The organism is Paenibacillus sp. B-A-8 (assembly GCF_048572915.1).
In the GTDB taxonomy this organism is placed as follows: domain Bacteria; phylum Bacillota; class Bacilli; order Paenibacillales; family Paenibacillaceae; genus Paenibacillus_AQ.
The window spans coordinates 4327777-4343917 of the sequence record NZ_CP183882.1; the positions used below are offsets into that span (position 1 = coordinate 4327777).

Genomic DNA, 16141 nt, shown 5'->3' on the forward strand with positions numbered 1-16141 from the left:
TTTTACCAATTGTTAAATGAGAGTAATATTTTTTTCAATATTTTTAACGTTGTAAAAATATTTACAACATCTTCGCACGATATATTCTATTTATCGCTTCATATTAGGAGGAATGAGAAATTGTATAAAGATTGGAATCGCCGCGCTTTCTCACCAAATCAACGAATTATTGCTGACTTTATCCAGAAAAATGAGCAACGTGTGGTATATATGACCGAACAGGAAATGGCCGATGAGCTTAAATTGAGCATCGCCTCCGTCTCTCGTTTCTGGAAAGCGGCTGGATACAACCATGCCAAGGATTTCAAGAACCGACTTCGTTTCCGTTTCGAGTCCACACCTTCCATCAAAATGCGTGATGCCATGCAAAGATCGGATGATAGTTCACTCCCTCAAGTACTGCTGGACAATTGCTCACATCATCTACAAGAAACACGCCGCTATTTGAGCGACGAGGCACTGCAACGTGCAATAGAAGCATTATCTACAGCTCGCATTGTATATGTATATAGCCCCGGTCCATGTGCTGGATTGGCGGAGCTGATGATCTATCGTATGGCGCGTTTTGGATTACAAATGAAAAAAATGGCTCCCAGCGGACACGAGTTGTTAGAGTCCTTGATGCATGCTGATAAACAAGATGTAGTACTTGTTTTTGGATTCGTTCAACTGTTACCGGAAATCGAAGTGATTCTGGACCATTCACGGGAAGTAAAATATCAGGTCATCTTGATCACCGACAGACTCGTATATCCTCGATCCCAAGATGCAGATATTGTATTGTATGCCGGGAGAGGTGAGGTATGGGAATTTCACTCTATGGTCGGTCCCACTTATATCATCGAGAATCTGATTCTTGGAGTAGGTTTAGCAAATAGGGATAGTAGTCTGAGCAAGCTGGACAATTTACAGCAGCTAAGAGCGCAGTATGGAGGAAAGCTTCCGCGGAGCTAGGATTAAATATGATAACAAAAAGATAACAAAAATACATATTTTTCGAATATTCTAGCGGTTTATTAAGTTTTTTTATTCAAAATCACTAATCAACAATTAAAAACAAGTTTTTCAAGAAAAAAATGGTCAACTGCATAAAATAATTATACGCCCCTTAAATAACATAATGCTAATATAATAACGACAATTCCTATGAAGTTAGTAATTCCTCGAAAGCACAGTTAAATATGTCACCCTCATTATTCAAACACTAGGAGGTGAACGCACGCTACCGGTATTAACCTAATGAGGGTTTACATAAATAAAATTCATGGGGTGGTTTTTAGTGATTTTACGCAAGTGGTTGATTGCTTTTGTCGCATTTTTACTGATGTTCTCGTGGACTGGACAATTTACGAACAAAGCACATGCTGCAAGCGGATTTTATGTAAGCGGTACCAAGCTATTGGATGCTACAGGACAACCATTTGTGATGCGAGGAGTCAATCATGCGCACACATGGTATAAAGATCAACTATCCACCGCAATACCAGCCATTGCCAAAACAGGTGCCAACACGATACGTATTGTACTGGCGAATGGACACAAATGGACGCTTGATGATGTAAACACTGTCAACAATATTCTCACCCTCTGTGAACAAAACAAACTAATTGCCGTTTTGGAAGTACATGACGCCACAGGAAGCGATAGTCTATCCGATTTGGACAACGCCGTTAATTACTGGATTGGTATTAAAAGCGCATTGATCGGTAAGGAAGACCGTGTAATCATTAATATAGCTAACGAGTGGTACGGAACATGGGATGGAGTCGCCTGGGCTAATGGTTATAAGCAAGCCATACCCAAACTGCGTAATGCTGGTCTAACTCATACGCTGATTGTTGACTCCGCTGGATGGGGACAATATCCAGATTCCGTCAAAAATTATGGGACAGAAGTACTGAATGCAGACCCGTTAAAAAATACAGTATTCTCTATCCATATGTATGAATATGCTGGGGGCAATGCAAGTACCGTCAAATCCAATATTGACGGTGTGCTGAACAAGAATCTTGCGCTGATTATCGGCGAATTTGGTGGACAACATACAAACGGTGATGTGGATGAAGCCACCATTATGAGTTATTCCCAAGAGAAGGGAGTCGGCTGGTTGGCTTGGTCCTGGAAGGGAAATAGCAGTGATTTGGCTTATCTCGATATGACGAATGATTGGGCTGGTAACTCCCTCACCTCGTTCGGTAATACCGTAGTGAATGGCAGTAACGGCATTAAAGCAACTTCTGTGTTATCCGGCATTTTCGGGGGTGTAACTCCAACCTCAAGCCCTACTTCTACACCTACATCTACGCCAACCTCTACTCCTACTCCTACTCCTACTCCTACTCCTACTCCTACTCCTACTCCTACGCCAAGTCCGACCCCGAGTCCGGGGAATAACGGGACAATCTTATATGATTTCGAATCAGGAACTCAAGGTTGGTCGGGAAACAATATTTCGGGAGGCCCATGGGTCACCAATGAATGGAAAGCAACGGGAGCGCAAACTCTCAAAGCCGATGTCTCCTTACAATCCAATTCCACGCATAGTCTATATATAACCTCTAATCAAAATCTGTCTGGAAAAAGCAGTCTGAAAGCAACGGTTAAGCATGCGAACTGGGGCAATATCGGCAACGGGATTTATGCAAAACTATACGTAAAGACCGGGTCCGGGTGGACATGGTACGATTCCGGAGAGAATCTGATTCAGTCAAACGGCGGTACCATTTTGACACTATCCCTCAGCGGCATTTCGAATTTGTCCACAGTCAAAGAAATTGGGGTAGAATTCCGCGCCTCCTCAAACAGTAGTGGCCAATCAGCTATTTATGTAGATAGTGTTAGTCTGCAATGACTTATCTGCAAAAAAACTCCAGGTTATATAGTAAGCTTAATAATTCGAGGAGCCGTTACCTAACGGCTTCTCTTTTGCTATCAAGGATTGATTGAAAACTTAATTCATCCTCACTTCGAATGACTACGAAAGCCATGAATAATTTACCTTCTTTTACAAACACTACGAAACAAAAGGAGGCTGATGTTTCATGTGTCAACGTTTTTCCCTGGCGGCCGAACTGCAGGAAATTAGGGATCATTTTGAAATTAACCGGGTGATGTACTACTATAAAGACCGCTATAACATTAGTCCCACGCAGGATATGCCGGTAGTTTTACAACAGGATGGCGAGCGAATTCTAGATGAGTTCCGTTGGGGGTTCGTTCCTTATTGGGGAAAAGATGCAATCAATGCAGATCTCCGAAATGTGCATCAGAATCCAACCTATCGCAAGATGGTGGACAAGCATCGTTGTATTATTCCGTGCAATGGATTTTACTATTGGAAAAAAGAAGGCAAGAAGACTTATCCAGTTCGGGTAGTCATGAATAATCGCAGTATGTTCGGAGTAGCTGGTCTATACGAAATTTGGCGTGATACGCGCGGGGAACCTCTTCGCACCTGCTCTCTGGTTATGACAGAAGCTAACCCACTGATTAGTGAATTTGAGAGCCGGATGCCGGCGATTTTATCCCCCCAGGATATCACTCGATGGCTTGATGAGGAGACCAATGATCTTGAAGCACTGAATCCGATTCTGCGGCCTTATTCAGCAGATGAAATGCAGGTGTACCCGGTCACACCAATGATTAACAACAACAGAAATGACTCGGCTGAATGTATTCGGGAAATGGATTTGAACGAGTCCTGGGTAAAGCCGTGAAATAATTACAGATTTGAACTAGGACTCCCTAATAAATAAGCAGCGGTGCTAGTGCTAGAAACCAAAGCCTTAGCACCGCTGCTTTATTGTTATCGGTGAACACTGAAAGCAAGTAGTCACTTGAGTTCGGATTCATATTGTTCAAGCTTTTCAAAAACACCATTCACCCATTCTTGGTCGTCCCATAGCTTGGGATTGTTAAGCTTTCTAACCGCAGGGTGACCCGTTGTGATAGTATCTACACCATCTTTGTATCCAAAGTACAAATCAACTAATTCTAAAGACTTATTTGAAGATTGAACTAGTAATTCGCAAGTCATTCCAGACCCTTCGTTTGAAAAAGGTAATCTTAAATAGTAAAGATTCTTATCAAGTTTCTTAAACTCTACTTCCTTAAACTCATTATCAAAGCCGAAATTCACACTACTGGCACCATTCAATTCCTGCTTTTGTGTTAATTCCAACATTTTATCTGTGAATTTAAGAAGATTTGCATTCGAGATGTAGTTCTCAAATGATACAATTTCTTGTTTTGTAACAGCTCCGGTATAAAGATTAACGAAAGCTTTTCCAAAAGCCTCAATGGAAACATAATCATCTTCACTGATCTGATCTTCTTTAATGAAAAATTGTTGATTAGCCAACTCACTTAATAGTTCTGTTGCTGATTTCTCTGACGGTTCAACAGATGCTTCTATCTTTGATATCGATTCAATGGAATTGTCATTTATTGTGGTAGGGTTTAAAACAAATAACATCAACACTACAATACCTAACGTGAATATTCTCATAAAACCACCTTTCTAATAATTATATAGAAAATAGTTTTTCCTATAAAATCTATGACTCATCCTATGATTCCATAATATACTAATAAAGGTTTCTATATATAGTTAAATTGGAAATTCATCTCTTTCTTTGCTAAAACTTATTCTTTGCATAAGGATATGCGTAAAGCTTAAAAAGCCCATTAGCGCAATATGCGGTAATGGGCGAGACGGCTCATGAATTATCCAAGCATAGCAGCTTGTCGTTTATACTGATCCTCCAGCACTAAACAGACCATAGCCTCTACAACAGGGACAATTCTCGGGCAAATACATGGATCATGTCTACCTTCAGTGCGTATCTCTTGTTCTTCGCCTCTGATGTTAGTTGTTTGCTGTGGTACAGAGATGGAAGACGTCGGTTTTACGCTAATCCGAAATACGATTTCTTGTCCGGTGCTAATTCCCCCGATGATTCCTCCGGAATGATTGGTAAGGAAACCATCGCCATTCATCGCATCATTATGTTCACTCCCCAGCATCGTTGCCGCTTCGAAGCCAGCTCCAAATTCTATCCCTTTAACTGCGCCAATGGACAGCATGGCTTTCGCCAGTTCTGCATCCAATTTATCGAAAACCGGCTCTCCAAGACCCGGAATTACGCCACGAATGCGGCATTCCACGATGCCTCCACAGCTATCTCCAACCTCAGCTAACCGCTCAATCTTTTGAATCATCTTGGCAGCTGCAATCGGATCACAGGCGCGGACAGCATTTTGTTCAATAATCTCCTCATCGAAGGATTCACACTTTATACCACCGATTTCTTGTGAGTATGCTACTACCTGTACGCCTCTTCTCTCTAACAGCTTACGGGCTATTGCACCTCCAGCCACTCTTGCCGCAGTTTCTCTACCTGAAGCACGTCCGCTACCGCGATGATCCCGGATGCCGTATTTCTCTAAATAAGTAAAATCGGCATGGCCCGGCCGAAAAGCATCCTGTATCTCACTATACGCTTCTGGCCTCATATCGTGGTTTTGTAGAACTACAAAGAGTGGTGTCCCTGTTGTTTTACCCTCAAATACTCCTGATTGTATGTGGACAACATCATATTCTTTACGAGGCGTAGTCACTGAAGATTGACCCGGTTTTCTCCGATCCATTTGCTTCTGAATATAAGCTTCGTTAATCTCAACGCCAGGTGTTACACCATCCACTATGACACCTACCGACACACCATGTGACTCACCGAAGGTTGTAATTTTGAACACTTCACCGAATGTATTTCCTGCCATTATATATGCACCCCTTATTTAATATTGGATCTGTACACCTAACGCTGACAATCTGTCAAAATAATCTGGACAGGTCTTGGAGACACAACCAGGGTCAATTATCTGAATATTCTCAATCTTCAAGCCGATTAAAGAAAGCGCCATAGCCATGCGATGATCGTCGTGAGAATCTAGCAATTCGGGAATAGGCTGACCCGGATATACCGTTAGGCCATCCTCAAACTCATCCACACGGATTCCGAGCTTACTAATTTCCTCACATATCGCGGATATCCGATCACATTCATGATGTCTGATATGCGCAGCATCTTTCAAAGTGATTGGAGCGTCGGCAAAAATAGCCATAGCAGCCACAGTTAGTGTTTGATCCGACCATTTCTTCATACTCACTGTGAATCCACCCTTAATCTGTGGGACACCTTGTACTTCAACATAGTTCTCCCCATGAAGAACGGTACAGCCCATTAACTCCAGAACGTCTAAGAACTCGATATCAGGTTGACTTGTATTGCTAGCATTGATCCCTTCAATTCGTACACGCCCTGCCGTAAGCGCAGCTACCGCCCAAAAGTAACAGCATGTGGATACATCAGGCTCTAAAGTAATCGTGTGACCTTGATACTTTCCTGTTGGAACTGTTATCGAGTGACCGTCCTGAGAGGCTTCTGGTGTTACACCAAATGAAGCCATCATAGCAAGAGTCATCTCGACATAGTCTCTTTGCACAACTTCACCATCAATAAACACGGTTACCGGTTCTTTGGCATACGGTGCAGCTAGCAGCAATCCGCTAATAAATTGACTTGAAGTAGAGCCGGGTAGTGTTGCCTTTCCTCCTTGCAGACCTTGTGTCTCTAATGTAAAAGGTAAACAGCGTTCGGCTTGCTTATACTCAAACTGTGCGCCAAGGTTCGTTAATGCGTCGAGTAATGGCGCCAGAGGTCGCTCACACAGTCGTTTACTTCCATTCATTGTCCAAGTGCCATTCCCTGCCGCGAGTGCAGCGGGTAAGAATCTCGCAACTGTGCCTGCCGCTCCTACATATAGTTCCCCAGTCGGATTCGGCCAATTGCCTCCACATCCCTCGATAACTGCTGTCTCTTCATCTATCACAACGGAAATTCCAAGTTTCTTTAAGGATTCAATACACCAATAAGAGTCGTCACTTCTTAATATTCCCTTTATCTCTGAACGTCCTTCAGCTAAAGCAGCGATTATCAAGGCCCGATTCGTCAGACTTTTGCTCCCTGATATAATTATCGTCCCATTGATTGCCGCTTCCGCTGGACTAACCTTCACTACTTGTTTATCGCTATTTATTGACCAAGGAGAACGCGCTTCTAAGTCCGGTTGATTGGATTCCATTACATCCACCCCTTTGAATTATTCCTCTAGACTGATTATAATAAATGAAATGAAATAAATGAAATCGTATTTTCACTATAATGATATAGAGGTGATCTATACCACCATGTTCAACTTAGAATGGTATCGAATTTTCTGGCAAACGGCACGTCATCGAAATTTAACAAAAGCAGCAGCGGAACTGCATATTACACAGCCCTCTGTGAGTTATGCCATTAAACAGATGGAAGAGGCCTTGGGGCTGAAGCTGTTTCACAGGTTATCCAAAGGTGTAGAACTTACAGAAGAAGGGCGAGCTCTTTTCGAATATGTAGAGCAATCCTTTACTATGCTGGATTCTGCACAAAAACATCTGAAGAACTTGAAGCAATTAAATGAAGGAGAAATACGCATCGGAGCTAGCGATTATCTGATCAAGCATCTTTTGTTGCCGCAGTTGAACACCTTTCATAGCACATACCCAGGTATACGAATTCGGCTCTCACATGGGAAGACACCCGATATCACTAAGCGTTTAAAAGATGGTGAGATCGACTGTGCCTTTGTACATATGCCTCTTCAAGATCCACTGTTAAACATCCAGACACTCGCGGTGTTGGAGGATTGTTTTGTAGTTGGTGAAGCCTATAAAGAAATAGCGAATCGTTCATTAACCATGAAAGAAGTGTCAGAGCTGCCGTTAATCCTATTTTCACAGGGGAGCAGTACAAGAGTATTTGTAGAGCAATGGTTTGCAGCTAAGGGACTATCGGTAATTCCAGATATTGAATTGGGGAGCATAGAACTGCTAGCAGAGTTCGCTAGATTAGGGTACGGGGCTGCTTTTATTAGCCGTTCTTTCGTGCAAGAGGATATTCATAGTCGAAAACTTTATGAGCTGAAGCTAGATGATCCGCTTTTACCTCGCAGTATAGGCTTTGCAGTACGACGGGATAGAAAACTATCTGTTGCGGCTGAGCATTTCGTTCGGATGATTGGTACGCAGTTATCAGAGGATGTTAAATTCTTTGACTGACTGAAAAAAAGAAAAAAACACCGGAATTCCCAGTGTTTACTTCATTCCTAAAGCTTCTTTCATTTGTGGGATAGATAAACCGTTGGCTTTCATCTCTTTGATCCAAAGAATGCGTGCGACGGTTTCCTCTCTTTTATATCTGCGTGTTAAATTCTCCTCCGCCTGTTCAAAGGGCAGCATGCCTTCTTCTGTGTAATGTTTGAGTGTACTGTAACGAGCATTTGTGATTCTTACCAATTCACCTATAGATACATACTCTGACGCCAAAATATTCTCCATGGTACGTTGTCTAGACATGGATTACCAACTCCTTTACAGCGGGCGTTTCGGAACAATACGCACACCTTGAATTGGCACTTTCATCATTACAAAATGCGGGATCGCATCGTATAACAAATTATCAATTTTAAGAGTCGCAATCGATCCTCTCTCCATCACCTTAACTTCATGTCCATAGGACTCCAATCTTGTAATAACTGCGTCTAGTCTTTGATTAGAATTATCAAACCAAGACTCTGTTTCAATAAAGACAGCTCGTGATCGCTCTAGGGCAGGGAAGATTAGGTTGATACTACTACCGATAAATGTCTTCGCAAACTTTGTCTTCAATTCTAAGAAACGTTTAAGACCTAACTCAATTCCATGGCGAATTTGTATAGAAAATAAAGCCTTTGCCCATAAATTACTTTGGTATAGTTCATGTAGTTTGATATTTACCTTTTCTAATTCATTCAGCGAGAAAAAAGCATGCATACATCCACTTTCACGAAGTAGCCATAGCATACAAATAACCTCATCCGTTACTGGACCCTCTTCCAAAATTTCTGCCCGAATGTTCTCTGTAATGTTTGTGTATGCCTCCATATTACTGCGATAAGCTCTAACTTCAACTTCAGCAGAGTCAAAAAACATGTCGCTCCCTAACAGACTTGGGATATCTTCAAGTAAATTCATTGCTTTAAGATAATCTGAAATCGCGGTTTCAAACTTTTTCAATTGATTGTTAGACGGCATGGATGCCTTTTTTAACCACCAATTCAGGTCACCCTTCACCTCGGCACTATTATGAAGTAAGGGTTGTAGAACAGTTTCTCTATAAAGAGTTGAATGAGATTGCTCAAGAGCTTCCTTATGCAAAGTTAAATTGTACTCAGATTGCGTAATACATTCCTCTAAGTAAAGCTCCAAGATAACCGCAGCCGCCATACAGCGTAAAGACACTTTCTTGACAGTAGTCATATGAAGACTTCTCTGTGCATTTAGCGCAATCAATGAGAAACTCGGTGCTAATTTTAAATCCATCATAACCATCCACCCCTATCCATAAATTCGTATTTACTGGATGATGATATTTATTCCGAATGGCGAGCGCGTGATTTACTTACTACTTACTACTTACTACTTACTACTTATCATTTACAATACACCAATTTAACATTAATTGTCAATGACTCTTAGGAAGCGTAATCATATCCTTTCACGCAAAAAAAGCCAGACCACCGAGCAATTACATACATTGCTTGACGATCTGGCTATTGAGTTTTGTACACAAATCAAAAGTTTTATGCTCCCCGTTCTTAAATTCTTCCCATTCAGCGCTTTCGAATCCTAAAAGTTTTTTTATGTATGTCCTTAAGTCAGTAATAATCAACATTGCGGTACAATGTTGATTTCCATTCATATTATAAAATATAACCCGCAGTGAAAGGAATTTAAACTCATGGAATATTTGAATATGCTGGCTAAATTAGGGGTTGGGAATGCTCACCCTGGAGGGTTTACTGCAACTTTAAAGCAATTTGAACAATATCCTCTACCCACTGCCTCCCGAATTCTTGAAGTTGGATGTGGAACCGGCAGAAGCTCTTGTTATTTAGCTGCACAGGGTCATGATGTAACAGGTGTAGATATTCAACCGGATATGATCTCAAAATCAAAAATACGGGCTGAAAAAGAAAATGCTTCCATTGAATTCTTAGTAGGGGATGCAAGCTCGCTGCCTTTTCCTGACGAGTCATTTGATGTGATTCTTGTTGAGTCTGTATCTATATTCACTGATACGGATACAGCCTTTTCGGAATATTATAGGGTTTTACGGACTGGGGGCAAGCTTTTTGACAGAGAAATGGTCCAATATAAACCTATACCCACAGAAATCAATCAAGAGATCACTACTTATTATCATATTGAAAAGCTATGGAATATTAGTGATTGGTCAGCATTAGTAAATGCAACAGGATTCAATCATTCCCAGATCGATGGTCCCTTCTTGTTTCCTAAATCAAGTGAGGATCTTACAGAGCATCCAGACCATTATCAACAAATGGATGCTGATTCCTTTCTTGACCACACGATTTGGGAAGTGATCAGTAAGTACAACAGTATAATGGACCGTTATCATGAATACATCGGATTTATTCTCGTTATTGGAACGAAATAAAGGATTGGCATGTCCATCAACATTTGCAAAAAAAGAACAATAGCCTTGGAACAGTGGCTATTGTTCATTCTGATAGCCTGCTATTATACAAAGAAACAAGCAGATAATATAATTACCAATAAGATATAAAGAACCAAAATTTCTCCAGTAGAAGTGAATCTGCCTCCAACTCCACAGCTCATTGATTATCCCTCCCTTTTACTTCCTAAAACATCATATGCACCACTATTCTAAAAGTATGGACTATCACCTAATTAACATGAGCTGACGGATTTTAATATCCTACTCACGCTGGAAATAATAGCGAAATTGGTCCCAACATTTAGCGCTAATGTCTCCCAAGTAGATGATAAGGAATTGTCGCAAATTCGAACCCGCTTCGAAAAAATCGAAAAGATTCTTAGTGAGGTAGAATAAACGGCGGAATTGCAACAGTCACCCCAGTAAAGACCTATCCGATAAGGTATGATGGACTTTTGTTATATCCTCCATTAACTTGTGGCCTTCAGACATTATTCGTGAATCAACAACACACAGCACTTCACATCCCTTATATTCCTATACTGTCATTGGATTGAATTCATTAACTCGTAGAAATATTTAGGTTCATGAGTTTTATTAAGACGATACCAAGCGTCTAATGTTTTTGGAGAGAATACATCTAGAGCTTTTAAAACATGAACAGAAAATTCTAATGGAGCTACTCCGGACGCGGTAATCAATTTCCCATCGGTGACAGCAGATTCCATTTTGTAATATTCTTCGCCCGTGTAAGAATGGCAAATCATTTTAAGGTAGGCCAAATCATTGCTTGTGTGCCAACGTGAATCTAACAATCCTGCTTGAGCAAGTCCTAAGGTAGCACCGCAAATTGCTCCAACTACTATCCCTTCCTTTAAACACATCTCGGCAATTTTTAATATGGGCACGTGAATAGCTTCTGTCCATGTATTTCCACCAGGTAAAATCAGTGCATCTACGCTTTTAATGCTGCACTCATCCACTTTAATGTCAGGCATTATTTTCAATCCGCCCATTGTAGTTACTGGAGTCTTTTCTATCCCAACGGTGACTATTTTTGCTGGAGCCAGCCCCTGTCTGAAGTGTCTTCCAGAGTTCAGCTCGGCGGCTAAATAACCTATTTCCCAATCGGACATGGTATCAAACACATAAAGATATACTGTATTATTCATTTCTAAGTGCTCCTCATAAAGTTTATTAGGTAACAGCAACCATTCATCTTTAATGAGTGGTTATCATTATAATAAAACAACTTCACTGACATCTACTGTCAGTGAAGTTGTTAAACTTGATAATATTCCATTAACTCTGAAGCAACCGCCACAAGTTTATTCTTTAGATTCTGTGGCTCTATAACTTGAATGGATTTCCCATAGGGAAGAATTATATACGGAACATATGCATACAGTGATTCTTCCTCAAGTAAAAAAAATGCTTGCGTTGATGTCCGCTCCTGCAAATGATGCTCCATAAACCAATGTATGCATAAATCATCCAACGCCTCTGCCCTGCCACCAATAATTAAAGAAATTAATTCGGACTTACCTACTATATCTGGTAACAGATTTTTCATAAAAAAAGTACGCGCTGAAAAATCATTGGGACGCCTAAATGAGAATGGCGTGCGTGTGATGTTCAGAATTCGTTCTACCCGAAAGCTGCGGATCTCATTCCGCAGGTGGCAAAATGCAATTGTGTACCACTTATTGTTCCAATTAACCACGCCATAGGGGTCTATTACCCTATTTGGGGACTGCTCTTCATGACTGTTACGATAAGAAATTTCTACAGACCATTCATTTGCAACAGCGTGCTCCAATTCCTGCAATACCGGCTGAACAGCGGGGTATCCCCTGCGGTTTATTACTTCAAATCCGGCTAAATGATGGCTTAGTATACTTTCCTGCTCCTGATTCGAATACATTTTCAACTTGGATGTTGCATTCTCTAATGCCTCACTCAAAGGATATCCGGCTTCTTTTGCAAATTGGGCAGCATGAAGCAGTGTCTTTTTTTCATCAATACTAAATAGCAGAGGAGATTTGATAAAATTGTGCAGCAAGCTATACCCGCCATTGTGCCCTGTGTCGGATATGATAGGGACGCCACTGACACATAGTGCATCAATATACCGATAAACTGTTCTTATATTTATCTCTAACTTTTCCGATATTTGCTTTGCAGTCAATTTCTCTCCCGAATTCAACATCCATAGAATTGTTAGCATATTATCATTTTTTGGCATAACATAACTCCTTGTTATTACTAATCAACTCCGTTAGTGTTACCGGAGTTAAGGACAAGGAGCGTAGCCTATTTAGGCTCGCTCCCCCACATCTCCATAACGGTTCTAACGGCGATTTTTTCAAATCCTCTGTTCATTTCAATAAATGCCTCAGCTTATCTGGGTTCCTAACAAAGTATAAGTTGCGAATCGAATTTCTCTCGACATGCATTAGCGCAACAGTAACGATGCCATCTCCTGAACGGACAACGAGTCCTGTTTGGCCATTTATATCCCTCATTTCTACATGCATGCCTCCTTCGTAATGAGGAGCCTTACGAGTTAAGCCGAGAAGGAAACGGGCGACGAGATCGCGCGATTCAATAGGATGGACGGCGGCAGAGGCTTTACCCCCTCCATCTGAGACCAACACGACATCTTTGGCGAGCATGGATATAACCCTATCCACGTCACCCTGTTCGAGAGCCGCTAAGAGTCGACGGACCCACTCTTCGCTTGCAGCTTCGGGATTGACTGGTTCATCGGGGGTAATCCCCATTTTTCCTCTCGCACGGCTGATCAGCTTGCGGCAATTCGCTTCGCTTTTGCCAACGAGTTCAGCAATATTAGCATATTCAAAGCCGAGCGCCTCACGAAGCACGAACACTGCCCGTTCCGTAAGGGACAGCCTTTCAAGCAATACGAGCATAGCATAAGACAGCAGCTCGCCTTGAACAACCGATTCAAACGATTCATCATTCGGAGTAAGAAGGGGCTCAGGAAGCCATTGCCCGAAATACTTTTCCCTCCGCTTACGCGCCGAATTGAATAAATCCCGACAGCGATTAGTTACCATTTTGCACAAATATGCTTTAGGTTCAACCAATCGATCCAGCTCTACATCATACAACTTCAGGAATACGTCCTGCACAGCGTCCTCCGCATCGGAGACCGATCCAGTCAGTTGGTAGGCAAGCGTAAAAAGCAGCCCTTTATAATGCTCATATAACTCTTGCATCTTAAAATTCCACCCTTTTCCACTAACCCTCTGTTCACATTATTTTAACAGACTTGCCGAATCCCATGTGAATTTCCTTATACGCCAACCCAGCTTTCCTGTAAAAATAATATCTAACCCCCATTGATGTGTCCATACCATACCCTGCTCCGGACCTAAGGCAAAACAAAAAAAGTCAATAAATTCCTTATGCATGGGTGCCGGACGCCCTGCAATATCCGCCGATAAAATCTTTCCAAGCCTTGCTGCTTGGGCGGTCGCTTCCTTACACGTCTTCCCGTCCACCCGTCCACTAGCAGGATCTACGATTCGCGCGCAGTCGCCGATACTGTATACACCCTGGGCCCCTTGAACCCGATAACTTGCATCTACGATCACGTATCCTTCCGGATTGATCGGTAACCCGATGCTTTGCAGCATTGGGTTGGGTAACAGCCCCAGTGTCCAGACACATAGGCCAGCGGACATCGTCTCGCCGTTAGATAAGGTTAAAACCCCCTCTTTCTCCTGTAACACCCTACTTCCATGTAAGGTAGTTACTCCGATAGCGTCAAGTGAACGTTCCAGTTTAAGCCCTACTTTTGCCGGGCCTTCTGGGAAAAGTCTCTTATTCGCGTTAAATAAATTTATCCTTACAGCATTCGGGTCAAGTCCCAATGATATCGCATCATCACGAAAAAAATAAGCTAGTTCGGCAGATGTCTCGATGCCGCTTATGCCCGCTCCAACAACGGCAATGGTCATTAATCTCTGACGTTCTTTCGAGCTTTTTTCCTTTACAGCTTTCTTTATATTCGCGCGCCATGCCTCTCGGATCTTCCACGCAGCGTCTAAACTCGCTAATGCCATACCTCCTTGATCAGGGTCGGGTTGCCGCACGACGCTGCCCACCGCCAGAACGAGGAAGTCATATTTTATCGAATTCTTATTTCCTACAGCATCCTGACAGAGTAGCCTTCTTTCCTCTGATTCGATTTTCGTTACAGTAGCCTGAACGAATTCAACCCCCTCGGGAAATAACCTAGTCAGAGGGATAGTAATCTCTTCATCTCCGACCGCGGGCTTAAAAAGCAATACTTTGCGAAAGTGATAAGGGTTCTTATCTATTAAAATAAGTCGGAGTGTTCGTTTACTTGCTTGCCCCTTAAATGTTTTCCGAATCGCTTTAACTGCATTAATACCTGCATATCCTCCGCCAATAACGATGCATGTCAATTCTTTCATTGCAACCACTCCTTATTCCGTCTGCATATAAAACGAGATAAGGAGTCGTTTTGTGACAACAACGATATTTCGATGACTGCCGATTATCTTTACTTAAAAAAGTTATCATATCCTATTTAGCAAACTACCAATCAAGCTAAAGTACTTGTTGAATGATGTGGGCAAACATGTTTATACTACAAAAACATAGCTATTCAGTATAAGTCTATGGATAGCAAAAAGACTTGCTCGAAGTATCGATGACTTCGAGCAAGTCTTTTGATCTTAAATTATAAAGAAACTAATGCCTTATACAAAAACATACTCCCCGTCACCGATCTGAATCGTCTTCCCTTTCAGCGCTAACGAATCCGTTTCAAAAATCACCTGCTTGAACTGGTTCTCATCCCCATGCACGAATGCAAAAGACTTATCTTCAATCGTAAGGATAAAAGTACTGTCGTCTGACTCTGTTACAGGCAATCCGAATAACGTTCCCCAATGGTTAGCAGTAGCTGCAGGGTCAGAGACATGGAATACAGCGCGCACGATTTCGACATGACCAGCAGGATGAGGCCGGATGACTCCAGACGAAGTTAATCTTTCTAACCTCTCTGCATCTGTTCCGCTCCATTGAATGATGAACGGATAGACTAGGCCTTGAAAGTCACCACCGATAGTCATCATGCGCCACTCGATTAATCTTCCCTCGTTATCTAGACGCTTCCCATCGATAATTGGAGATAATGATAAACCCGCTGCTTTCAGGGAAGCCACTACTTCTTCAATATCATCTGTCCGGATGACTACTCTGCTTAAGACTTCATGCTCAGGTAGAAGTTTTACCGCGTCTTGCACCACTAGATTATGTTCCGTCGCCTTTGCTAGCTCAAGATTCTCAATACCCAGAAATTCGAGATAGGTCAGCCCGAAATAACTTAATGAATTATATGTGCCCCAATCTTTATGAGAGCCTCCCTTAAAAGCAACCAATCCATGATCTCCAAAAATTTCAACCGGTTTGGCCAGATCATTGACGTAGTGTACTAAATGATCCCATTTCACCGTTGCCAT

16 protein-coding genes are annotated in these 16141 nt (G+C 41.9%); 5 read left to right on the forward strand and 11 right to left on the reverse strand.

Translation table 11 applies throughout. The annotated features are described in order from the left end of the window. The first annotated feature begins 120 nt into the window (after nt 1–120). The 3 genes from ACN6MV_RS19420 (at nt 121) to ACN6MV_RS19430 (ending at nt 3716) form a co-directional block, all read left to right on the forward strand. Nucleotides 121–954 (forward strand): MurR/RpiR family transcriptional regulator, encoded by an 834-nt coding sequence (locus ACN6MV_RS19420; protein WP_042129025.1) that lies wholly within the window; start codon nt 121–123, stop codon nt 952–954. A 325-nt stretch (nt 955–1279) separates the two neighbouring features. Then, a complete protein-coding gene (locus ACN6MV_RS19425) occupies nt 1280–2851 on the forward strand; it encodes a glycoside hydrolase family 5 protein (RefSeq protein WP_419884647.1) in 1572 nt (523 codons plus the stop codon). 190 nt (nt 2852–3041) lie between these two features. Then, nucleotides 3042–3716: an SOS response-associated peptidase gene (locus tag ACN6MV_RS19430; RefSeq protein WP_042129026.1), complete on the forward strand. Its 675-nt coding sequence runs from the start codon at nt 3042–3044 to the stop codon at nt 3714–3716. Nucleotides 3717–3832: 116 nt separating this feature from the next. On the opposite strand, the gene ACN6MV_RS19435 is transcribed toward ACN6MV_RS19430, so the two are convergent. From ACN6MV_RS19435 to aroA, 3 genes are all read right to left on the reverse strand, one after another. Further along, nucleotides 3833–4507, reverse strand: coding sequence for a hypothetical protein (locus tag ACN6MV_RS19435; RefSeq protein ID WP_076119527.1), 675 nt, complete (start codon nt 4505–4507; stop codon nt 3833–3835). A 218-nt stretch (nt 4508–4725) separates the two neighbouring features. Beyond that, a complete protein-coding gene (aroC, locus tag ACN6MV_RS19440) occupies nt 4726–5781 on the reverse strand; it encodes a chorismate synthase (RefSeq protein WP_042129031.1) in 1056 nt (351 codons plus the stop codon). A gap of 18 nt (nt 5782–5799) precedes the next feature. Then, a complete protein-coding gene (aroA, locus tag ACN6MV_RS19445) occupies nt 5800–7146 on the reverse strand; it encodes a 3-phosphoshikimate 1-carboxyvinyltransferase (RefSeq protein ID WP_419884648.1) in 1347 nt (448 codons plus the stop codon). A 106-nt stretch (nt 7147–7252) separates the two neighbouring features. On the opposite strand from aroA, the gene ACN6MV_RS19450 reads away from it, so the two are divergent. Then, a complete protein-coding gene (locus tag ACN6MV_RS19450; RefSeq protein WP_419884649.1) occupies nt 7253–8161 on the forward strand; it encodes a LysR family transcriptional regulator in 909 nt (302 codons plus the stop codon). Between the two features lie 36 nt (nt 8162–8197). Here the strand turns inward: ACN6MV_RS19450 and ACN6MV_RS19455 are convergent, their stop codons facing one another. Further along, a complete protein-coding gene (locus ACN6MV_RS19455; RefSeq protein WP_042129035.1) occupies nt 8198–8458 on the reverse strand; it encodes a helix-turn-helix domain-containing protein in 261 nt (86 codons plus the stop codon). 15 nt (nt 8459–8473) lie between these two features. After that, nucleotides 8474–9466, reverse strand: a complete 993-nt coding sequence (locus tag ACN6MV_RS19460; protein ID WP_419884650.1) for a hypothetical protein — start codon at nt 9464–9466, stop codon at nt 8474–8476. 415 nt (nt 9467–9881) lie between these two features. Between ACN6MV_RS19460 and ACN6MV_RS19465 the strand changes: the two genes are divergently transcribed. Beyond that, nucleotides 9882–10601 (forward strand): class I SAM-dependent methyltransferase, encoded by a 720-nt coding sequence (locus ACN6MV_RS19465; protein WP_419884651.1) that lies wholly within the window; start codon nt 9882–9884, stop codon nt 10599–10601. A gap of 83 nt (nt 10602–10684) precedes the next feature. Here ACN6MV_RS19465 and ACN6MV_RS19470 read toward each other — a convergent pair whose 3' ends face one another. The 6 genes from ACN6MV_RS19470 to ACN6MV_RS19495 form a co-directional block, all read right to left on the reverse strand. Beyond that, on the reverse strand, nt 10685–10783 hold the full coding sequence (locus ACN6MV_RS19470; RefSeq protein WP_139328621.1) for a sporulation protein YjcZ: 99 nt from the start codon (nt 10781–10783) through the stop codon (nt 10685–10687). A gap of 384 nt (nt 10784–11167) precedes the next feature. Continuing rightward, the gene (locus tag ACN6MV_RS19475) at nt 11168–11794 is read right to left on the reverse strand and encodes a type 1 glutamine amidotransferase family protein (RefSeq protein ID WP_042129040.1); all 627 of its coding nucleotides are present in this window, start codon (nt 11792–11794) and stop codon (nt 11168–11170) included. Between the two features lie 110 nt (nt 11795–11904). Beyond that, on the reverse strand, nt 11905–12867 hold the full coding sequence (locus ACN6MV_RS19480) for a helix-turn-helix transcriptional regulator (protein ID WP_419884652.1): 963 nt from the start codon (nt 12865–12867) through the stop codon (nt 11905–11907). A gap of 133 nt (nt 12868–13000) precedes the next feature. Beyond that, complete coding sequence (gene sigJ, locus ACN6MV_RS19485; protein WP_419884653.1) at nt 13001–13864, reverse strand: RNA polymerase sigma factor SigJ; 864 nt, start codon at nt 13862–13864, stop codon at nt 13001–13003. A gap of 39 nt (nt 13865–13903) precedes the next feature. Further along, the gene (locus tag ACN6MV_RS19490) at nt 13904–15088 is read right to left on the reverse strand and encodes an NAD(P)/FAD-dependent oxidoreductase (protein ID WP_419884654.1); all 1185 of its coding nucleotides are present in this window, start codon (nt 15086–15088) and stop codon (nt 13904–13906) included. 288 nt (nt 15089–15376) lie between these two features. Continuing rightward, a complete protein-coding gene (locus tag ACN6MV_RS19495) occupies nt 15377–16141 on the reverse strand; it encodes a VOC family protein (RefSeq protein ID WP_419884655.1) in 765 nt (254 codons plus the stop codon).